The 22300-nt window shown below is 44.6% G+C and carries 19 protein-coding genes; 3 read left to right on the top strand and 16 right to left on the bottom strand.

What is annotated here, in order from left to right:
* The 13 genes from rfaE1 to HRU80_06235 form a co-directional block, all read right to left on the bottom strand.
* Positions 1-993 carry a D-glycero-beta-D-manno-heptose-7-phosphate kinase gene (gene rfaE1 / locus HRU80_06295; protein ID QOJ28504.1) on the bottom strand — a complete coding sequence of 331 codons (993 nt, stop codon included), beginning with the start codon at positions 991-993 and terminating at the stop codon, positions 1-3.
* A 6-nt stretch (positions 994-999) separates the two neighbouring features.
* The gene (locus tag HRU80_06290; GenBank protein ID QOJ28503.1) at positions 1000-2133 is read right to left on the bottom strand and encodes a hypothetical protein; all 1134 of its coding nucleotides are present in this window, start codon (positions 2131-2133) and stop codon (positions 1000-1002) included.
* A complete protein-coding gene (gene panB, locus HRU80_06285) occupies positions 2133-2951 on the bottom strand; it encodes a 3-methyl-2-oxobutanoate hydroxymethyltransferase (GenBank protein ID QOJ28502.1) in 819 nt (272 codons plus the stop codon). The genes HRU80_06290 and panB overlap by 1 nt, the downstream gene beginning before the upstream one ends.
* Position 2952: 1 nt before the next feature.
* The gene (locus tag HRU80_06280; protein ID QOJ28501.1) at positions 2953-3732 is read right to left on the bottom strand and encodes a hypothetical protein; all 780 of its coding nucleotides are present in this window, start codon (positions 3730-3732) and stop codon (positions 2953-2955) included.
* Complete coding sequence (gene lpxA / locus HRU80_06275; protein ID QOJ28500.1) at positions 3719-4516, bottom strand: acyl-ACP--UDP-N-acetylglucosamine O-acyltransferase; 798 nt, start codon at positions 4514-4516, stop codon at positions 3719-3721. Before lpxA ends, HRU80_06280 begins: the two co-directional genes overlap by 14 nt.
* A 13-nt stretch (positions 4517-4529) precedes the next feature.
* Entirely contained in the window at positions 4530-5933 is a 1404-nt protein-coding gene (locus tag HRU80_06270) for a bifunctional UDP-3-O-[3-hydroxymyristoyl] N-acetylglucosamine deacetylase/3-hydroxyacyl-ACP dehydratase (GenBank protein QOJ28499.1), read from the bottom strand.
* A gap of 161 nt (positions 5934-6094) precedes the next feature.
* A complete protein-coding gene (locus tag HRU80_06265; protein QOJ28498.1) occupies positions 6095-7561 on the bottom strand; it encodes a TolC family protein in 1467 nt (488 codons plus the stop codon).
* A complete protein-coding gene (locus tag HRU80_06260; protein QOJ28497.1) occupies positions 7554-8861 on the bottom strand; it encodes an ABC transporter permease in 1308 nt (435 codons plus the stop codon). The genes HRU80_06265 and HRU80_06260 overlap by 8 nt, the downstream gene beginning before the upstream one ends.
* Positions 8862-10238, bottom strand: a complete 1377-nt coding sequence (locus tag HRU80_06255; GenBank protein ID QOJ28496.1) for an efflux RND transporter periplasmic adaptor subunit — start codon at positions 10236-10238, stop codon at positions 8862-8864. It lies immediately after the preceding gene.
* A 380-nt stretch (positions 10239-10618) separates the two neighbouring features.
* Positions 10619-11017, bottom strand: coding sequence for a hypothetical protein (locus HRU80_06250; GenBank protein ID QOJ28495.1), 399 nt, complete (start codon positions 11015-11017; stop codon positions 10619-10621).
* Complete coding sequence (locus tag HRU80_06245) at positions 11014-11568, bottom strand: DinB family protein (GenBank protein ID QOJ28494.1); 555 nt, start codon at positions 11566-11568, stop codon at positions 11014-11016. The genes HRU80_06250 and HRU80_06245 overlap by 4 nt, the downstream gene beginning before the upstream one ends.
* Positions 11569-11654: 86 nt before the next feature.
* Complete coding sequence (locus HRU80_06240; GenBank protein QOJ28493.1) at positions 11655-12029, bottom strand: VOC family protein; 375 nt, start codon at positions 12027-12029, stop codon at positions 11655-11657.
* Between the two features lie 131 nt (positions 12030-12160).
* Complete coding sequence (locus HRU80_06235) at positions 12161-13273, bottom strand: hypothetical protein (protein QOJ28492.1); 1113 nt, start codon at positions 13271-13273, stop codon at positions 12161-12163.
* A 104-nt stretch (positions 13274-13377) separates the two neighbouring features.
* Between HRU80_06235 and HRU80_06230 the strand changes: the two genes are divergently transcribed.
* Entirely contained in the window at positions 13378-14496 is a 1119-nt protein-coding gene (locus tag HRU80_06230) for a sorbosone dehydrogenase family protein (protein QOJ28491.1), read from the top strand.
* Between the two features lie 686 nt (positions 14497-15182).
* Positions 15183-16703 carry a MarR family transcriptional regulator gene (locus HRU80_06225; GenBank protein ID QOJ28490.1) on the top strand — a complete coding sequence of 507 codons (1521 nt, stop codon included), beginning with the start codon at positions 15183-15185 and terminating at the stop codon, positions 16701-16703.
* Positions 16704-16771: 68 nt separating this feature from the next.
* On the opposite strand, the gene HRU80_06220 is transcribed toward HRU80_06225, so the two are convergent.
* Complete coding sequence (locus HRU80_06220; GenBank protein QOJ28489.1) at positions 16772-19171, bottom strand: carboxypeptidase regulatory-like domain-containing protein; 2400 nt, start codon at positions 19169-19171, stop codon at positions 16772-16774.
* Positions 19172-19340: 169 nt separating this feature from the next.
* On the opposite strand from HRU80_06220, the gene HRU80_06215 reads away from it, so the two are divergent.
* A complete protein-coding gene (locus HRU80_06215) occupies positions 19341-20576 on the top strand; it encodes an NAD(P)/FAD-dependent oxidoreductase (protein ID QOJ28488.1) in 1236 nt (411 codons plus the stop codon).
* Between the two features lie 12 nt (positions 20577-20588).
* Here the strand turns inward: HRU80_06215 and HRU80_06210 are convergent, their stop codons facing one another.
* On the bottom strand, positions 20589-21764 hold the full coding sequence (locus HRU80_06210; protein ID QOJ28487.1) for a response regulator: 1176 nt from the start codon (positions 21762-21764) through the stop codon (positions 20589-20591).
* 114 nt (positions 21765-21878) lie between these two features.
* Positions 21879-22286 (bottom strand): hemerythrin family protein, encoded by a 408-nt coding sequence (locus tag HRU80_06205; protein QOJ28486.1) that lies wholly within the window; start codon positions 22284-22286, stop codon positions 21879-21881.
* Between the last annotated feature and the right edge of the window lie 14 nt (positions 22287-22300).

Below are 22300 nucleotides of genomic sequence, written 5' to 3'. Positions count from 1 at the left end.
TCAGTCTTCCTCCACCGCGGTAAATAGTTTATCTTTTTCAATGGGGATGATACCAACCTCTTCGCAGACCAGTCCGCCGGCATAATTGGCAAGATAACAGGCTTCTTCAATGGTTGCTCCTGCACTGAGTGCCATGGTAAGGGTTGATATTACCGTGTCACCGGCGCCTGATACATCTGCCACTTTTCTTGCTTTGGTCGGCATGCGTTTCACAACACCTTCCTTGTTAAATACTGCAACACCTTCTTCACCAAGCGTCAGGAGTATATATTCAGCATTAAGCTTCTGCATAAGCAGCGAGCATGCTTTCTCCACATCTTCCGGGTTCTTTATTTTCATTTTAAGAACGTCCGAAGCTTCTTTTCTGTTTGGCTTGAATACGGTCACATCTTTATAAGCGAAAAAGTTGTTGAACTTTGGGTCAACGGTTATCAGTTTTTTGTGTTTTCTGGCAAGCGATATTGCATTTGTGATGAACGACTCATTAAGAACTCCCTTGTTGTAATCCTGAAGAATCACGCCGTCAACATCTGCCACAATCTGTTCAAATGCTTTAAGCAGACGGCTTTCTGTTTCCGCGTCAATCGGCTCCGTGCTTTCCTTATCAATGCGCACAACATGCTGATGATGCGCAATGATACGGGTCTTTGCAGTAGTCGGCCGGCTTTTGGTTCTTATCAGTCCGTCTGAACTGATATTTGAAGCATAAAGCAGATCCGAGAACATATCAGCGTAGGTATCCTCACCGATAACGCCAAACGGGAGCGCAATACCGCCGAGTTTAACAATATTCAGCGCTACGTTTGCCGCACCGCCGAACCGGCTGAATTCATTTTCAATTTCAACAACAGGAACGGGAGCTTCCGGAGAAATCCTTTTTGTGGTTCCTGTTATATAACAGTCCAGCATCATATCCCCGATGACTGCAATTTTTTTTCCGTCAAATGCTTTGCGTAATTCTTCCAGACGGCTTGTTTCTATTTTTTTTATCATACCTGATCAGTTATTTTTCTTATTATTGCTTATCTGTCTGCCTGAACGGAATTCGGGATTGGCAAAAGCATTGTTCATCTTTACTTTCCACAGTCCGATTTTTGTTCCGATCCAGAGATGTTCACCATCAAAGTAGAGATGTGAAACATCATTGGTCTCAAGCTTAATTTCTTCAGGGTCAAACTGAAGCGGTTTTCCGGTTATCCGGTCAAACATGGTAACTCCCCTTCCCACTCCCTGTTTTGAATTACTGTCAAAGACGTACTGTGCCGCAAACATATTTCTTCCCATCCGGGCAATCGCACTTATACCGTTTGCTTTCAGACCTGTCCTTTTGTCAAACTTATCCCAGGTTGCCCTCCGGTTAAAGCGGTATATACCGCCAAGATTAAAATCGGGCTGGTCCGGAGTGATAAACTCCTCGGTAGCAAACCATACATACTTATCTTCCGGAAGTATATCAGCAATGGAGACTGACTCCCCCTCCCCTCTGAAACCATTCCCCTTGTTTGAATAAAAGGTCAATGCTGAACGGTCGGATGGTTCAAGAGCTTTATTGTAGAGAAATACACCTGATTCCGTCCCGATCCAGAGATATTTCTCCCCCTCGGGTTTTATTACTTTAATATTATTAGAACCGGCAAGTTTGTTCTGCGTAAGATCAAAATCGTCAAACTTGTTTTTCTTCTCATCAAAACGTGTCAGATTCACGAATCTGCCGATCCAGAGAATCCCCTGTTCTTTATCATAGTGAAGAGAACGTATCCAGTTTCCATATTCGCCCCCTGAAGCAAATTTTCTTTTACGCCAGGCCTTCCGCTTACGGTCGTAAATCATCAGCCCGTCGCTGGTACCACCCCAGATATATAATTCGCTGACTGCCACGCAGTAGAAGAAATCATTATCAATATTTTTCTGTTCGGTTGAAAATGAGTTCCATACTTTTGTTTTCAGATTATAGTAGTGAATCCCTTTTCCATAGGAGCTGATCCATATCTCGTCACCATACTGCACAATGGAGGTGACTTCACCCGCCTGACGGTAAATTTCATACAATGTTTCTTTCCCCTGCACAGGCAAGGAAAGAAAAAGAAGAAGCATTGCTGCCAGATTTGCGAAGCGGAGGAAAAACAATTTCATCAGTAGCTTTCCGACTCCGAAGGAAATTCTTTCGCGCGCACGTCAGTGATATACTGCTTTATTGCCTCGTCAATCTGGTCAGCCATATGCAGATAATGCCTGACAAAACGCGGCTTAAAGTCCTTATTCAGTCCCAGCATGTCCGGTGTAACAAGTATCTGTCCGTCGCAATAAGGCCCTGCCCCGATTCCGATAGTAGGAATCTGTATGGATTCAGATATCTTCTGAGCAAGCATTGCGGGAATCTTTTCAATCACGATGCAGAAAGCGCCTGCCTGTTCCAGGATTTTTGCATCACTGATAATCTCATCTGCTTCCTCCTGCGAAGTACCGCGCTCACGGTAACTTCCGAACTGATGTATACTCTGGGGAGTGAGGCCAATATGTCCCATGACCGGGATTCCCGCTTCGGTGATTTTTCTTACCGTTTCTGCAACACGCTCTCCCCCTTCAATTTTAACACCGCCGGCAGGAGTTTCTTTCATGATGCGGCCTGCGTTTCTGAATGCTTCATCCACACTGAGCTGATACGACATGAAAGGCATATCCGTAATAACCATTGCGCGCTGCACTCCCTTTGCCACTGCTTTGGTATGATATATCATCTCATCCATGGTTACGGGGAGTGTGGTTTCATTCCCCTGAAATACGTTTCCGAGGGAATCACCAACAAGCAAAAGATCAATGCCTGCACTGTCCAGTAGTTTTGCCGTGATAAAATCATAAGCAGTAAGAGCTGAAATCTTAATACCCTTCTTTTTCATGAGGGTAAAGGTTTTTGTTGTGACTTTTCTGAACTGTCCTGAGGTGCTGCTCATATTAACTTTCTGTTATTTCCTGCAGCCGGGTAACCGCCGGCTCCGTTGCATTCATAAAACTTTGGATAATTGCCTTACGCAGGCGCTTCATGTCTATCTCCTCTCCGATTATGGTTCCAAGATCGGAAGCGGATGCCGTAAGACTGCTGTATATTTTTGTTTTTACTTCATCTGAGGTGTTAAGGTATTGCGGGAGCCGCAGATGAAATCCGCCGGTCAGCAAAGAACCATGCTGAAGCACTGCATATCTGCCGTACCGCTGGGCACTGCCGCAAATTTTTTTTCCGCGGAATTTCAGTTCACTTTTTGCCGGAACAGAAAAACAGGCATCCCCTTCGGGCAGCAGTGCATGAGTTCTCAGATCCGGCTGAATTTCCTCAAGCCCGCACTCCTGCAGCCGGTCATCATAACCGGCAAGTCCACTTGCGAGCACATGATTAATCTCTTCATAGATAAGCCCCGGCTGAATCCGTTCGGTCAGGCCAAGCACCACTGCGTAGGTCAGTTCTTCAGCGTGCAGGACAGCTTTTCCGCCGGTCGGGCGGTGTATATATTCGATGCCGTCTTTGGCAAGCTGCTCATGATCAAGTATAGCTTCAGACTGATTATAACCGAGTGATATACAGTAGGGAGTCCACGTATACAAGCGCAGGAATGCTTCGCCCGGTTTAACTGAAGCAAAAAGAATTTCATCCTCCTCCATATTTTTTCTTCCGGTCTGCGCCGGAGAATCTGAAATCGCCCAGGTAAAACGGGAAAGCAGTCTGTTATCTTCTTTCACGGCCTGTTTTTTTACCGACAAGTCCGCGCGTGCTTGAGGCGATAAAGTCCGTTATCAATTTTGCGTGCTGATTGCCGGGGAACATTTCTTTAATCATATCCACAGCCTGAGTAACATTATTGTGCGGATCATAGATAATAGCATACATTTTTTTAATATCCTCAATATCTTTCGCGGTAAATCCTCTTCTTCTTAAACCAACGATATTAATGCCTTCATATCTGAGCGGTTCTTCTGCGGCAAGAATGAATGGCGGCACATCCTGAACTGCACGGAAACCTCCGCCGATCATTACGTGTGAACCCACCTTGCAGAACTGATGCACCGGAGTAAGACCGCCGATAATCGTCCAGTCATCAATATGCACATGTCCGGCAATCTGCACACCGTTTGCCAGAATGCAGCGGTTGCCGATGTGACAGTCATGCGCGACATGTGAGTAGGCCATAAGCAGAACATTGCTCCCTATGACCGTTTTGCCGGTTTCTTTTGTTCCCCGGTGAAGTGTTACGAATTCATGAATGACGGTTTGATCGCCTATATATAAATACGTTTCTTCATTGGCAAACTTCAGATCCTGAGGCCTGTGGGCAATGGAGGCATTCTGATAGATTTTTACATTCCTGCCGATCCTTGCGCCGTCATATATATTAACTCCGGGACCGATAAATGTTCCGTCTCCTATTTCAACATCTCCGTGAATAATAGCGAACGGGGAAACTACCACACCTTCGCCAAGTTTTGCCTCTGATGAGACGATTGCAGACGGATGAATCTCTGCCATGATGCTTTGCTCCTTATGCCTGATTTCTGTCAACTATTGCAGCAACAAACTCCGCTTCTGCAACAAGATTTGTATCAACTATCGCCTTGCCTGCCATTACCACATAACGGGTTCGCTTCTGAACCATTTCAACTTCAAGCACAAGCTGATCACCGGGCACAACCGGCTTTCTGAACTTTGCATTATTAATCTGCATAAAAAGAACCAGCTTTTCTTCAGGATTCGGGAATGAGTTCAGCAGAAGAATACCGCCAACCTGAGCCATTGCTTCTATAATCATTACTCCCGGCATGATCGGTCTTCCAGGAAAGTGTCCCTGAAAGAACGGCTCATTTACGGTGACGGATTTTACTCCGGTAACTTTCTGATCAAGATCAAGTGAGGTTATTTTATCAACCATCAGAAAAGGATAACGATGCGGAAGTATTCTCTGAATCGCGTTGATATCGAATACAACACCCTCCTGACGGACATGCTGATATTTCTTTACTAATTTTTTCTGCTGATAAAGTTTTCTGACCTGCTTTGCAAATTCAACGTTAGATTTGTGTCCCGGGCGCGCGGCAAGTATCTGTGCCTTAAAGGGAACACCTATCAGTGCAAGATCACCCATCAAATCAAGCAGTTTATGACGGGCGGGTTCATTTCTGAATCTGAGCGCTTTATTATTAAGGATACCATTATCACCAAGTGAGATTTCCTGCTCAATGCCAAGTTTTTTGCCAAGATCCTGCAGCTCACTGTTATTAAGCTGTTTATCAACAATCACTACTGCATTATCAATATCTCCGCCTTTGATTAAGCCGACTTTTGAGAGAGACTCAACTTCACTGAGGAAGCAGAAAGTTCTTGCCGGTGCAAATTCATTGACGAATTCCTTTTCAAGATCAAAAAGACCGGTGTGCTGACTTCCGAGCGCGGGGTTCTGATAGTCAACCATTACGGTAAGCCGGTAACCATCCAACGGAAGTCCCACAATATCAACCTGGTTGTTTTCGTCTTTATATACAACAGTCTGATCAATGATGAGATAATCCTTGGGGGCATCCTGGACAACAAATTCAGCTTTCTGCAGGAGGTTCACATAAGGAAGAGCACTGCCATCTCCTATGGGAGGTTCAATGCCGTCAAGTTCAATGATAATATTGTCAATCTGCAGACCCACGATTGCGGCTAAAACATGCTCCACAGTAAAAACTTTTGCCTCCCCGACTGCAAGCGTTGTGCCCCGGGAAATATCAACAACATGATCCGCGAGAGCAGGAATTTCCGGATTACCTCCCAGGTCGGTTCTGACAAACCGGATTCCGTAATTAATTGGAGCGGGTTTAAATGTCATGTGGCAGTTGGTTCCGGTATGGAGCCCAACACCCGCCATCGAAACAGGATGTTTAATTGTTCTCTGCAGTTCCAGCATTTGAATTTCCGTTTAGTTCGGGGATAATAAGTCTAATTTAACCCGTAAAAATAGCGATGCAGGGGGTGAATTCCAATTGAATCGGTCACGCGATTCCTGGCAGAGGGGTGTGTAAACAGCTTAAAATGAGGAATTTATACCAATGCCGGAGGAAAAACCGTTTATTTTCCGAAATCGTACAGTGTCTTCCGGTTCAGATCTGCCAGCGTCAGTTTATAGTCAATCAGTGCACGCAGGGAGTTCAGCTTTGCATTGGTAAGACGGAGCTGCTGCTGTGAGAGATCAAAACTGGTTATATTTCCTGATTTAAACCTCTCCATGGAAATGTCAAAACCCTTTTGAGCTACTTCCACGCTTCTGCTGAGAACTTCAACCCTGGCTTTGGCAGCTTTAATTTTACTGAGCACTGTTGTGATTTCTTTGCGTACGGACTGCTCCTGATTTGAAGCGGTTAGGCGTGAAAGTTCAAGATTTGCCTGAGCCGCCTCACTTTGCAAATTATTCTGATTCCAGTCCCACACCGGTATTGACAGAGTGAAAGTCACGCCCCGGTCTTCAGCCGGATTTCGGAAGATTGCATTAAACTTCTCATCATTTTTATTTATCCCGTAATTGGCAACCAGAAGCCCGGATATTCTTCCTCGTGCTTCTGTTTCTTCAACCGAAAGCCGGCTGAGTTCAATATCAAGCTGAGAGTTTCTGATTTCAGAGCGGTTCTTGAGCGCTGAATTCACAGCAAGTTCTTCATCAACCAGAATTTCCGTGTACGTAATTTCACCTTCCGGCTCTATATCTTCATCCAGGGGAAGGCCTATCAGTAACTTGAAATTATCCTTAAGTTCAGAATAACTGTTCTCAGCACTCAGCATATCATTTTTCGCTGATGCGAGATCAACTTCAAGTTGCAGTTTTTCTACTTCTGCAATTAGTCCCGCTTTGAATTTATTTTCCGCAGTTGTGTAAGAAACACTGCTCTGGTTTACATTCTCAGCCGCAATTTCAAGCTGCTTTTTTGCCTGGTACAGATTAAAGAAAGCAGATGTTACACTGTAAACGATTTCTGATTTGGAACGGTTGTAATTCCGCTCTGATTTCTCAAGGTTGATTTGGGCTTTCTCAAGATTAGAGCTGAGTGTATTAAACCCGAATAACGGCTGCCGCAGACGGAGGGAAAAATTGGAATAATAATCCCGGGTTACAGGATTATCACCGCTGAACTGATCGCGTCCGAAGATTGAACCAATAAGTGAGAATGTACCGTTGGAAAAAACAATCGGCTGATTAAAATAAAGCCGTCCTTCAAGCTGTGTATTGCCGACTTCATAAAACTGCTCTGCTCCGGTAACGGAGTTAAACTGGCTTTTCAGATTATTGGAATATCGCGGCAGATCAAATTCCAGATTTACCGAAGTCATCATCCCCATCTCAATAGCTTCCAGGTTCTTTTTTGAACTCTGCAGCGAAAGCCCGGCTGAGCGGATTGCATAACTCTGAGAAAGAGCAATTTCTATTGATTTTTCAAGTGTGAGCAGAGTTTGTGCACCGGAAGTAACTGCAAAAACCACAATAAGAGATAAAACTCTTGCGGCTGAAAAACTGAACATATCTGGAAGGGGAAACTTATTCATAACGGAGGGCCTCGATCGGATCTTTATCAGCAGCTTTTTTAGCCGGGTATATACCAAAAATCACACCGGTTGCCGCTGATACAATAAAAGCAATAATAACAGAAAGCATGGATATGACCGTTTTCCACTCAGCATACGTGGATATAAGACTGGTCAGCACAAAACCCAGAACAATTCCCGCTATTCCCCCCGTTATGCTGATCAGCAAAGCTTCAAACAGGAACTGATACAGCACATCATCCCTGGTTGCACCAATCGCCCGCCGGATTCCTATCTCTTTGGTTCTTTCAAGGATGTTCGCAAGCATGATATTCATAATGCCGATTCCCCCGACAAGCAATGATATACCCGCGATGGCACCCATGACGATATTAAATATCCGCTGGGTTTTCTGCTTCTGGGCAAGGAGCTGCTCGGGAAGTATCATCTCAAAATCCCGCACTCCATAATGCCTGCGCTCAAGCTGCCTTCTGATAAGATCAGCGGCTGAGGTGAGCTGATCGGAGTTCTTTACCTTAACTGTAAGCTGATCAACTGAATTTTTGTCAATTTTTGGTGCTTCCTGTTCATTATTCATCCGTCCCCTCCCGCGCGTAATGGTAATGCTTCTTCCTCCTGACTCGGCGGGCTCTTCCAGTTTGCTGGCCATGCTGCTGAAGGGTATATATATATCTTTATTGAAATCACGAAGTCCGAAACTCTTCATCCCCGCTGAGGATATATTCTTTGGGGCAGCCACTCCGATTATGGTAAACCATGAGTTGGCAATTTTTATCTTTTTTTTGAGCGGGTCTTCAAACCGGAAAATTTCTTCTTTGATGCCGCTTCCGATCACGCAGACATTGGCAGCGGATTCAAGATCATAATCCTTGAAAAAACTGCCTGCCAGCAATCGCGTGTTAAAGGTATTGGGATATTCCTCTGTTGTGCCGATAATCTGCATCTCATCAGCAAAGGAGCCGTATTGCACACGAAGCATAAGAAAACGTGCGGGAGTTACAGATTCAACAAAGGGGTTGATATCCTGAATTGATTCAGCATCCTTAATTACCAGTCCGGGTGAATAAGCAACTGTGGCACCCGGAGTTCTCCGAGGATTGTCAATTCTGTTAATGATGATGTTGTTCGTCCCGAGCATTTCAATCTGCTGCAGAGTTTCAACGCGTGCACCTTCGCCTATTGACATCATTGCTATCACGGAAGCAACACCGAAGATGATGCCAAGCATGGTGAGTCCCGCGCGGGTTTTATTGGCAAGAAGCCCCGCGAGCCCCAGTTTAAGCAGTTCAGTCCGGTTCATCTATTCATTCCCGTTTGAAGCGGAGGTCTTTCCGTCAGCCGGCTGAAGCGGTTCATCCTCTTTTATGGTCGGGTCTCTGAGAGCTACTTCATCTCCTGACCTGACCCCCTTTGTAACGATGATATAATCTTCATTCCGTTCACCAAGCGTTACCTCCTGCTCAAGAAATCCCGTTGCTCTTTTCAGATAAACCACGTGGCCGCCGTGTTTCTGGAAGACTGCTTCCTGCGGTATATATAGCACATCAGGTACTTCACTGATAATAATCCGGTTGGATGTGGTCATTCCGGGCTTCAGAATTTCTGACTGAGTTCTGATATTAACTGCAATTTCAAATACTTTAATCGCTGAATTGCCGTCTTTAGCCTTGCCGAGTGCCGCAACAGAGCCGATATATCCCGGGAATGAACTATCCCTGAATGCATCAAGCCGCACTTCAACATTAAGCTCTTTTCGGATTCTGCTCACATCAACCTCATTTACATAGGTGACACTCTGCATTTCGCTCAGGTCAGGCAGGGTTATAAGAGTCATTCCCTGCCAGGGTGTATCACCGATGGCTATTTTCCTTCCTGTAGCCCAGTTATTTTCATATACGACCAGGCCTTCCTTGGGTGCAGTAAGAGTAAGCATTGCGAGATCACGTTCAGCACGCTGCAGATCGGTGCGTTTCTGCTGAACATCAATCTCCACATTATTCAGTTCGGATTTCTGAACAATCTTCTGCGACGCGAGATCCTGCTTTGCTTTCAGAAAAGAGAGTTCATTCCGCTTTAACTGAAGTTGTCCTTCCTGCTGCTTAATCTCAGCTTCAAATTTCAGCTGCTCAAGATTCAGTTTTGAGAGTTCGTAAGAAAGCTCAGCGCTCTTCAGGTCAGACTCCAGACGTGTCATCTGACTGAGCTGATTGGCAACCAGTTTATCCTTATTGGAAATTGCAACCTCAAGCCGTGATTCCGCCTCCCTAAGATTGTTAAGCGCTTCGGTAGGATCAAATTGTACAATGGTATCACCGGGCTGCACATACGAGCCCTCAGGAATCAGATACACGATTTTCAGATTTCCCCTCACACGGGGAGATGAAACCGACACAGCATTCTTTGCGATCAGTTCCCCGCTCTCGGTAATCGTCACAAGGAATTTATCCTTCTTCACCTTATATAAAGGCACTGAGGGATCAACTCCGGGGAAGATGATATATACCGTGAGCAGGATGAGCCCTGTCAGAAGCACTCCGGAAATCACAAGGGTCACCCTTTTGGAAAATGGCCATCGTGATCCGTTTTCACCGGAGAAAAGTTGTGTCAGGTTTGAAAGGAAGGGGATGTTTTTAAGGAACGAAACTTTTCGTTGTGTGTTATCCTGGTTTTCAGTCATCAGTTAATTTTGCCGGAAAATGAACTCAAAAATTACCCAAATTTGTGGTTTTTGAGAAGTAAAAAGGGCTCAGAACAGGGTAAAAGTGATGGGTGGAATGCGGAAAGGATACAGGTATCTATCAGAAAGAGAGTTTTAAATCTTGTTTTCAAAATGATTCGACAAATGAAGAAGGAACAATGAAGAATTCCTGCCCGGTCAGGCAGGTGTAAGCGCTGCCTGATTAACTAATGTCAGAATGTATGATTACACCCTATGAATACCAATAAAAGCAACTCTCTCTGCCATTTGGACCCTTGTGACAGTCGGAAAACAGGAGTGATTTCGAAAACTGTCAGAATATTATACCACTTATCTGATATCCAAGTTAAGGGGAAAGTTCAGCCTTTCAATTTTGAAACTGCTAAAGTCAAAAAGCCTGTAACGGTTCCGCTGATTACTGATACAATAAGCCCCATGGAAGCAATATAAATCCTGGGGTTAACATCCTCAGGCAGGGCACTGATTAGCGCCATTGCGGCAGAGGAGTTTTCGATATACATCTCGTAACCAAGCAATTTAATTGCAACAGCAAGAGCATACGCCCCTGCCCCCGCAATCATACCGTGAAGGAACTGCCCTTTTTTAAGGCGGCGGCTTATAACATACCCCGCAAAAACCCAGTAGGCAATCCAGAAAAGCCAGATAAAGTCATCAAAATATCCTGTCAGTTCGAGGATTCCCGCGATCATTCCCGGCAGGGTAACATTTAATAGAAGCTTTGAATTCAGGTCATTCAACGGGGGAATCCCTCCGCAGCCAGAACGCGCTTCATCTGTTTATAGTGTCTTTCAGCATGGGTAACCAGAATATCGAATACCCCGCCAAGATTAAAATAGAGAAGACTAAGCGCCGGGGAAGGCATCTTCAGCCGGACCAGATCCATCTCTTTTGCATCCTCGATGAATGATTCAATCTCCCTGAAATTCTGCTCGAGTCGCTGGATTATATGCTGGTCGAGGTGACTGCTTTCCGGCTCAAATACAGGCGGAGCAGGGAGTTTCATTCCATCCGGGCGAAGGAAATAAACCATCATCCTTGCCATCAGATTATGGGAATAGGTTCCGGAAGCTTTTGATGAGGGATTTGAGGAAATAAGCTCTGCAATTCCTGAAAAATAAGTGGCATTAGCGGTTATGATATGCTCCATAACTTCGGCTATGCTCCAGCTTTTAGGATTAGGTTTAAAGTTTAACTGCTCTGCGGTGAGGGGTGCGGCAAGTTCAGTAATTTCTGATTTAATTGTATGTAATCTTTTCAGTATCCCCTGAATGTACTGTCGGGGTTCCATCTGATTCCTGTATTGTGAGCAAAAACTAACGTGCAAAAATAGCAAAGCCCCCCGGAATAACCACAGGGGGCCTGGCATCACGGAAATTAACTGCTTGAATGGAGGTGGATTTTATTCCCTTCAGTATCCATAATGATGGCAAAAAATCCATGTTCCGGAGTAATCAGGGTTTTCGGAACCAGAATTTTGCCCCCGGCAGCCTCAACGCGTCCGAGAGCATCATTAAGATCAGGGTTAGCATTCAGGTAAATATACGAACCCTCCGTCGAAGGAATATAACCCTCGCCGGTTACTATGGCTCCTGATACCGTGCTCATGGACATAGGGAACATACCCATCTTGAACTCTCCCATGCTGGTTCTTTCAATTTCAACACCTAAAACCTTTGAATAAAAACCACACGCGCGTTCAAAACCCACCGCGGGAATTTCGAACCAGTTAATCAAATTTCTGTCACTCATATATATCCTTTAAAATTATTTCTCTCCGGATAACGCCGGCAGATGTTAGTTATTGATATTTTCAAAACGATATAAAATATATTTCAAATCACTTTGATTACTAATTACTAATTACTAACTACTAATTAATTTTAGTACCAAAAATGAAACTGCAGCACAACTGAATTCTTTTTTGTCGGGTCATCCGCCGTAAAGAGACGGAACTGCGGACGGATCTCCATAAAACTGACAGGAAAATATTCCAGACCCACAATCAGGTGTGAGGTAACATCTCCCTCTCCGTCTGTATTTCTGTCGTAGCGGTCATAACGGACAACCGCATCAAGTCCGCGTTTTATTTTGTAACTGAGCTCCACCATCATTACATTTGATGTGGTATCTGCAGCGCGGTAGTTGCTTGCGATATCATACTCAGCCAGCAGAGTGAATCCTGCAGCGCCGAATCCGAGGAATCCGCCGGCATAACTGTAATCTCTCCACCCCGGGAACAGAGTCTGCTTGTGCGAGGCATAATTCGCCCCTGCCATAAAGGTAAAGTTATCACTTACTTCAGGAGTAAATTCCACGCGGGCAGTATAACTGGGGTCTTTAGAAAAAGGAGCGGCTGAAGCAAATCCCCCCTGTCTTCCGATGCTCATGGTTGCGAAAGCCAGTTCGCCGAAGTTATAACCAAATTCAACACCAGTCTCAAGGTAACGCGGGTCATATATAAGACCACCGGAACTGGTGTGAGTAAGTCCCAGATCACCGCCTCTGGTGTAGGCGGTGTGGTCATCCAGCCGGATGCCGTAATTAGGGGTAAACACGCCTGCTTTGATATATCCGCTTTTGAATATATTCGCTATACCGTAGGCCTCCCAGATGCCCCATACAAAATCATTCCGCGCGAAAAGACTGATCTTATCATTCAGCTCGGCATTAAAGTAAAGGGAACCGGTCATATTCTGAAAATCAGATTTCCCCTGCTCCTGTGAGTAGAGATACTGAGTACGGAAATCGAGTCCGTAAGAAACATTCTCCCCGATCATGTTGCTTGCCTGGGAGGATTCCTCACCGTCAGATTTCCACATTACCAGATTGTTTTTTCCCCATTTCCAGCCGGACTCATTACGCATGGTACCCCCTGTCGGGTTCACATGACAGTCAATACACTTACCCCCGGATCTTACAGAAAATCTTGGCAGCGAAAAAATCTCTCCGCTCAGAAAAACAAACAGCACGAACAACGAAAGAACGGTTCTCATTTGGGCCTCTTTTTAGTTAACTGATAGTTTGTTGGTCTGGCAAATTAGAGAAACATTGCATAACTTACAAATACTGTTTTCCAACTCTCATGTAAGGATGCGCCATGAATATGATACGATTACTGATTCCGTTAATGATGTTCCTCTCACTTAACTGCAGGGGTGAAGAGCCCCGGGTGGACTCCGGTAATGAACTGAGCCACATAAAACTTCCGGAGGGATTCTCCATTTCCGTCTATGCTGATAACATAAAAAACGCCCGCTCTATGACACTTTCCCCCTCGGGTGTGCTCTTTGTGGGAAACCGTTCCGGCGGCAGTGTTTATGCGCTTGTGGATGAAGACAAGGATTATAAAGCAGACAAAGTATATACGATTGCTTCCGGTCTCTTTATGCCCAACGGTGTGGCGTTCAGGAACGGCTCTCTCTATGTGGCTGAGGTGAACAGAATCCTTCGGTATGATGATATTGAAAACAAACTCTCCTCCCCGCATAAACCTGTGGTCATCCGGGACGATTTCCCTAAAGAAACCCATCACGGCTGGAAATTTATCGCTTTCGGACCGGACGGTAAACTGTATATACCAGTAGGCGCTCCGTGTAATGTCTGCCTTGAAGAGGATGAACGCTATTCCTCCATTATGAGAATGAATCCGGATGGAAGCGAACTGGAAGTTTTTGCCCATGGCGTAAGAAATACCGTGGGTTTTTCCTGGCACCCGGAAACTAACGAACTATGGTTTACTGATAACGGACGAGATATGCTCGGTGATGATATACCGCCGGATGAACTTAACCACGCGCCCAAAAAAGGAATGCACTTCGGGTTTCCCTTTTTGCATGGCAGCAACATAATTGATCCTGATTTTGGGAAAAACGCTGATTTTGACTCCTTCATAAGACCAGCGCAGGAGCTCGGTCCTCATGTGGCGGCTCTTGGCATGCGTTTTTATACAGGCAGCATGTTCCCGGCAAAATACAGGAATCAGATATTTATTGCTGAACATGGCTCATGGAACCGGAGCAAAAAGATTGGCTATAGGGTTACTTTAGTAACTCTGGATGGGAACAAATCCACGGGATATACAACATTTGCTGACGGCTGGATGCAGAATGAAAAAACAACCGGACGGCCGGTTGATATTCAACAGCTGCCGGATGGCTCTATCCTGGTTTCCGATGATTACGCTAATAAAATATACCGGATTACATACGACAAATGAATTATGAAGTATGAATTATGAATTGCAGATTTAAAGAGATTACTCATTTCATATTCATCGGTGTTTCATAGAATACCTGTAATAAATTGTAAAGACGATGCAATCGCTTAACGCAACTCTTATTTTTATTGTAGTTCATGCGATTGCGTCGTCTACGCGCGTACGTGTCAACCATTAAAAAGCAGCTCCTCTCATTCTTCCCTGAGATGCATCAAAAGCCCCCTTCCGCGCTCTTCCCTGAGACGACGCAAATGCAAAAAATCTGCGGCCAGTAAAACATCCGGTTAGCATTTGCATCGTCTTTACAGAAGGTTGCTGAGTATAAAAGTAAAGACGATGCAATCGCTTAACGCAACTCTTATTTTTATCGAAGTTCATGCCATTGCGTCGTCTAAGCGAGTACCTGCGTAAAACCCAAAAGCCGCTTTCCCCTTAGCCCCCTGAGACGACGCAAATGCAAAAAATCTGCGGCCAGTAAAACATCCGGTCAGTATTTGCATCGTCTTTATCTTAAATTAAGCAAAACAAAAAGCCCCGGCTGCAAAGCCAGGGCTTTTTTTGAATTAGAAATTACCGATTAGAGCAATTCATAATTCATACGCTGGCGTAGCCAGAACCAAAATGGTAAGCACGTAAATTCACGGTAATTTTCGTAATATAGAGAACTCAATTGCAAAAGGATTCTCATGTTCTCGGCTTTTCTGGAAAAATATAAAGACAATATTCTCGGTGTTGTAAGTTGTTTTGACCGGATTATTATCAGTGGAACAATGCCAGGCTGGAGATATCCGGGAGCAATGAAATTTTTTTTGCTCAAACACAAGATCAAGTTTGTGGACTATACGAAATTTGCTAAATCCGTCCGTGATAAAATTAATGCACAAATGGAGACTCTTAGTGCAAAAACCCGGGTTCCTATTGTCTATATCAGGAGTCCGAGACTGGTCAACAAAGAAAATACAGTCAAAAAAATCATTTCTGAAAAGAACCTCAAGCAAGGCATTGTTGCGATTTTCTCAATTATGGAATCTTGCGACGGATATCAGACCACCTGGAACAAGATCACTCATACCGGAGATGTTCGTGCGCGATCCTCAAAATGCCTGCATTATTATTTGTATTTCTTAGATAAATATCTTGGACTTTGCTTTATTCGTATTCCTACCTGGCTGCCTTGCAAAGTTCAGTTGTATTTTAACGGTCATAATCTTCTGGCTTATAAACTCCGTAAGAACCGGATCATGTATATTCTTCAGGATAATGTCTTTACCTACCTAAGTGATTTTCAGAAAGCACAAAAACTCAGTGATAAAATCAGTGCAGGTAATTTACACTCCGGGCTGAAAGCATTTATGCGGCGATATCTCCCGGTTTTTGCCGAATATCGCCAGTGGCCGGAGTGGACTTTTACTCAGGCAGAATATGCCACCGATATTGTCTTCAAGGACAAGCATCGAATGAAACATCTTTACGACGAATTAATCCTCAGATGTATTCATTTGGTCAAACCAGGTAACATAGCTACCTTTTTTAACCGGTCGCTTGCTGCTCATTATGAACAGGAAGTCACTACTCATTATAATAAAATGATTCATGGAACTCGCGTTAAGCACGCTATTGGTGCAAATAGTGTTAAAATGTATGATAAAGCTCCAGGAGTTCTCCGCATTGAGACGACGGTGAATAATATCAAAGCATTTAGAATCTATCGCATGGTGAAAACCCGTCAGGGAACAATCACCTGGAAAAAAGCAGAGATGAAAAAGAGTATTTACAGTATCCATCCGCTCAGGAAAGAGTGTACAGCGGTAAACAGCAGATACCTTGATTTTCTTGCCTCCTTCGATGATACCTCAGCCGGGAGAATGAATTTAGAACAACTCAGCAATCCCCTCAAAGATAATGGCCGCTCAGTTAAAGGGATAAACTTCTTTGACAAGCAGGAACAGGATGTGCTTATTGCTGTTCATTGTGGTAGTAATGCCCTCAATGGAATCAGAAACAAAACCTTGCGTGAGAATCTCGGTGATAACTACAGTTCTGCAAAAGTATCACGTATACTAACTCGTCTGAGAAAACACAACCTTATAGAAAAAGTGCCGAATACCCATTGTTACCATATAACAAAACTGGGACTCAGCACGATTCCTTGTGGTCTTTATATACGGGAATTAGAGTTACCGGCTATTCTCAGTAAGGTTGCCTAAACTCATATAATTTTTCTTTCACTTTTGCAAAGAATTTAACTCGTTATCTAATACTTAATAATTCATAATTATTTCAGCAGTGTCATCTTTCTCGTTATATTCTGTCCCTTGCCATTGCTAAGCTTATAGATATATACTCCGCTTGAAAGATTGCTGCCGTCAAATGAAACAGTATGTCTGCCTGCTGAATAACTGCCTGAAGCGAGTACTGCGATTTCTCTTCCAAAAAGATCATATACCGTAAGGGTAATATCACTCCTCCCGGCAAGCGTGAACTCAATTACCGTTGACGGATTGAAGGGATTCGGATAGTTGCTGAGCAGAGTGAATTTCTCCGGAATATCACCATCATCTGAACCAATATCTGCCGGTGAAGAGCTCAGTGATATATTCATAAGATGGGTCAGACCTGCATCAGGATTATATACCATATTCTGGCTGAAACTGTTAAACTGTACCTTGCTTGCCTGAACCGTATAGGTACCCTGAGCAAGTCCGGTCACAGAATAATTTCCGGAAGCATCACTGAATGCGTATCCGATCACTTGTCCGGTTTCATTCACGACTGAGACATAGACTTCAGAAAGAGGCTGCCCCTCAGCTGTAGTGATCGTGCCGGCAACAATACCAGGGTTATTATTCGAAACAATAGCCGCGAGTGTTCCGTTAATTCCTGTAACAGCACCTGATGCCGGTATAAGGGCTGCCTGTTCCCACATCTGTGCATTATTATAAAACTCGGGAACAAATCCTGTCGCGGCAAAGAGTATATAATATCCTCCCGGGCTTACATTGGCAAAACTGTATGAACCGTTTCCGCCTGAGAAGGTAAACAGAATTTCGCCTGTCGGGCGTTTTGATGCAATCACAAAAGCATTTGCAATCGGGGTTGTTCCGTCCTCCTGATAAACAAATCCGCTTATTGATGATGGGCCAGGACTCAGAAGCGGCTCAAGTGAGAAGTCTATTCCGGCAACAACGGTATCGCCATGAATGACAATAACATCGGCCAGAGCAAAAGTTGGCTTGTTATTATAAAACTCTGCTTTGAATCCTTCTTTCTGCGCGGAAACTCTGTAGCCGACATTCATTGCGGGGTGATTAGTCAGTGAAAAATGATAATTGCCGTCAGGTCCGCTCATGGTAGTCAGACGCAGAGAATCATTAAGTATCCAGAGAGTAACCATTGCCTGAGGAACAGGATTATTTACCGTGTCACGCACAGTACCTTTCAGAACAACCATTGGCGGATTCTGAACACCCGGAATTCCGAAATTGATGTTTTCCTTCACCTGCCCCGGGAGAACACTTACAATATCAGCTTCGGTTACCTGCAGTTTATTGTCGAAATACTCTTTATATACAACCCCCGCAGAGTTGATATATGAACAGGAGACAACATACGCTCCTGCAGGAAGCTGTTTTTCATATCTTCCCTCAGGTCCTGTAAAGGCAACAAAATTCGTTGCGGCCGGAGGCATGTTCAGAGGAAGAAATTCAATTTTTGCCTGTGCGACCGGAAGGTTAGTGCCGTCAAAAGAAACCGTTCCTTTAACTTTTCCGCCGGTATTGGTTCCCTGCGGTTCCAGAGGAATGATATAATTATCAGTATTCTGTGTTATCTGCAGATTTTCAACCACTTTCCTCAGATACCCCGACTTCTCAGCAACCAAGCGGTAGGTCCCTGTCGGAACTACCGGAAATCTGAATCTGCCGGTTGAATCAGATACAGCATGGAAGGTAATTGAGTCGGGCGTTGTGCTCAGCCGCATGAGAGAGATGTGTGCACCGGGAATAGGAATAACCACAGTAATCATCCCGCCTTCTCTTACATGCCCTCCGAAAAAAACACCTGTTGTAGTAACAGGCATCAGGGCCATATTAACACCGGTCAGAAACGTGCCGTTCTGGATATTCAGGTAGGCAAGAAGTGAAGTTGTCTGATATCCAGGCGCTGAAGCTTCAAGCAGATAGCTTCCCGGGGTGATGTTCTGAAATTTGTATTCCCCTGAAATATTTGCCTGCGTTCTATATATAATACCTGCAGCATTACCGGTTAAGGTAACAGCCGCACCCGGTATTGGGGTATTTGTAACAGCATCAAAGATGATACCTGAAACGGAATTGGTGATTACTCCGGTTGAGGAGAGATAGAGATTTATATTCTGAAGTATTATACCAGGCTGAATGGCAAAAGGTCCGGCCTGCTGGGAAGATGCGCCGTTATATCTTGCCTTCAGATAATATATACCCGAAGGAAGTGCCGGGAAACTATAATCACCGGTGTTTCCCGAAGTTGCAGTAAACAGCATAGAGTCCCCCGAAGCAGGGCTGAGCCCGAATGCTTCCACCAAAGCACCGGAGACATATGAATTGCCCGCAATAACTTTACCATGGATTTGTCCGGTAAGTGTGTTTTGTGCAAACAAGGCTCCGGTTAATAGCAGGAACAGGAAAACTTTTTTCATGATTATTCTCCTTTTCATAAAGGTGACAGACTGCCAAAGCAGATTATTTCTAATACTCTAAATTACATAAAAACTCAATCCGTTATCCTCCGGCATCCGGATTCAATTCCTGATTGGCGGGGTTATATTTGTTGCATGAAATTTCAGGTTTTTCCGTGTTGAGCAGAGTATGCCAAAAATAGCCGTCATCGGAGGAGGAGCTTCAGGCTTTTTTGCGGCAATTACCGCAAAAGAGGCCAGTCCGGCTAGCGAGGTAGCACTATTCGAAAAAACCACCAAACTGCTCTCAAAAGTGAGGATTTCAGGAGGAGGCAGATGCAATGTAACCCATGCCTGTTTTGACCCGCGCCAGCTGACCGGATTCTACCCCAGAGGCGGTAAAGAGCTGCTCTCCCCCTTTACCCGGTTTCAGCCCAAAGACACCATCGAATGGTTTGGCAGGTTTGGGGTAAAGATCGTTGCCGAATCCGACGGCAGAATGTTTCCATCCGGAAACACTTCGGCAGAGATTATCAATTGTTTTTTGGAAAGAACAGAAAATTTGTCCGTACCAGTTCAAACACAACAGGAGTTATCATGCCTAACCCCGCTGGACGGAGGAAAATCGGGCTGGGAATTAGAGTTTACCGGCGGTAAAAAATTTTCAGCAGACCGGGTAATTTTGTCAGCCGGAAGTTCTTCCGGTCTGATGGTAATTCTGGCTGAGATTGGTTATCAAATTGAACCCCCGGTTCCTTCATTATTCACCTTTAACATTACCGCTCCATTCCTTGAAGGACTTCAGGGTATTTCTGTGCCAGATGCAGTCGTCTCGGTCGAGGGAACCAGACTGAAACAATCCGGACCGCTGCTAATCACTCACTGGGGCTTAAGCGGACCGGCCGTTCTTAAACTTTCTGCCTGGGGTGCAAGAATTCTGAATGAAATAAATTACCAGTTCACTCTTTCCGTAAACTGGCTCAGCGGAAGAAACCAGGATCAGGTATATTCTGAACTGCTTAAGCTGAAAGAGGATCAGCCGGTGCAAAAGCTCTCCGCCAGGTCACCTTACGGACTGGCGATAAAACTCTGGAAACGGTTTCTTGAAAGTGCGGAGATTTCCGAATCGCTGCAGCTGAAAGATATATCACAGAAAAAACTGCATGTTCTTTCCGGTCTGCTCTGCTGCCAGAAACTGCAGGCAAACGGCAAAAGCACCTTTAAGGAAGAGTTTGTAACCTGCGGCGGAGTTTCCTTAAAACAGATCAACTTTTCAACTATGGAAAGCAGACTTCACAAGAATATCTATTTCACGGGCGAACTGCTTGATATAGACGCGGTTACCGGAGGATTCAACTTCCAGGCATGCTGGACTACCGGCTGGATTGCGGGAAATGCCGCCGCGAGCGAGGCACCAATCCCGTAACTGCCGGAAGACTTATATACGAATTCCGAGAAAGGTCACATCATCCCTCTGAGCTTCAGAACTCTTATGTTCAAGAAATGCCTTATGCAGAATCTGAAATTGCTCCTGAATAGCTTTATCGGCATGCTCTGAAAGAATCTGCTTTAGCTTTCCTGAACCGAATTTTTTTCCTTCTGAGTCATTCTGGTCCGTAAATCCATCCGAAAAGAGATATAACAACAAATTCTTCTGAAACGGAATTTCATGCAGTTCAAAAACCACCGATTTTCTGTTATCACCGATTGATTTTTTTGTTCCTTTAACTTCGAAGAGTTCACCATTATACTGATAATACAAGGGACGGTAAGCACCGGCAAAATATATTTTTTCAGTCTGCTGGTCTATCATACATACGGATATATCCATGCCGTCCAGCGTTCCTTCATGTAAATCTTTATTGAGTTCATCAATAATTCCGGAATCAAGCTCTGCCAGGATACTGTCAGGCTTGGAGATTTGTTTGGCATATACAATATCATTCAGGAGGGTGTTGCCGATCATGGACATGAACGCCCCCGGCACGCCATGCCCGGTACAGTCAGCAACCGCTACAATCTTTTTCCCCTCATGCTCGCCGCACCAGTAGAAATCACCGCTGACGATATCTTTCGGCAGAAAGAGAAGAAAACTGTCAGGAAAAAGATTCTGGAAATCCCCCGCGCTGGGAAGTATGGCAGTCTGAATTCTTTTTGCATAGTTGATGCTGTCAGTAATGAATTTATTCTGCAGAACTGATTCTTCATACTGAATTTTGAGCTTCTTTTTCGCCTGGGAAAACTCAAGATGGTTCTTTACCCGTGCATAGACAACCGGCGTGCTGATCGGCTTTGGAATGAAATCGGTGGCACCAAGATCCAGCCCCCGGGTCTCATCTTCAACATCCGTCTTCCCAGTAATGAAGATCACCGGTATATCCTGTGTATCAGGATTCTCCTTTAGCTGGCGGCAAACCTCAAAACCATCCATGCCCGGCATCATGATGTCCAGCAGGATCAGATCAGGCGGATTGCTTCCCTTCGCGATTTTTAGAGCCTTTTCCCCGTTCAGGGCAGCAATACATTTAAAGCTCTGAAGCGCGTTGCTGAGAATATCAATATTCTCTGGAGCATCATCAACAATGAGAATTCTGGAACCGGAAATATCAGACATAACTCTTTCACCTTCTGCTTAAAAAATATGTTAAGCCACCGATGAATATCTCCTGGGCTGATATTAATCGTCTGCTAATTACATTGAGAACGCCGGATTACCCTCCGGCTAAAATTAATGAACGCCTTTGCTATTTAAAAAAGGTCCGAAATGAACATCCGAACCAAGAATGTGGTCATGAAGCCAGTCACGCAGAAAATTCATAACATCAAGAGTAAGCACTTTTTCTCCTGCGTCAAACTTTGCTTTGATAGCGCTCACCTGTTCAACAAGATCTCTGTGCTGCTTCTTATGAAGCTCAGCATCCGGATAATTGTACTCATCAAAGAATTTTTCTTCTGTTGAGAAATGATAGACGGTATATTCAACCAGGTTATTAAGAATTGTCCCCATAACCGCCTGCCCTTTACCCATGAGAATCGCTTCATGCATTTCATTCACAAATCCAACCAGCCGCTTATGCTGATTATCCACAACCTCAATATTCGTTGAGTATGCATTCTTCCATTCTACCAGTGCCATGATCGTTATCCTTA

The organism is Ignavibacteriales bacterium (assembly GCA_015709675.1).
Lineage (GTDB): Bacteria > Bacteroidota > Ignavibacteria > Ignavibacteriales > Ignavibacteriaceae > H2-BAC3.
This window is presented reverse-complemented; position numbering and strand designations above follow the sequence as displayed.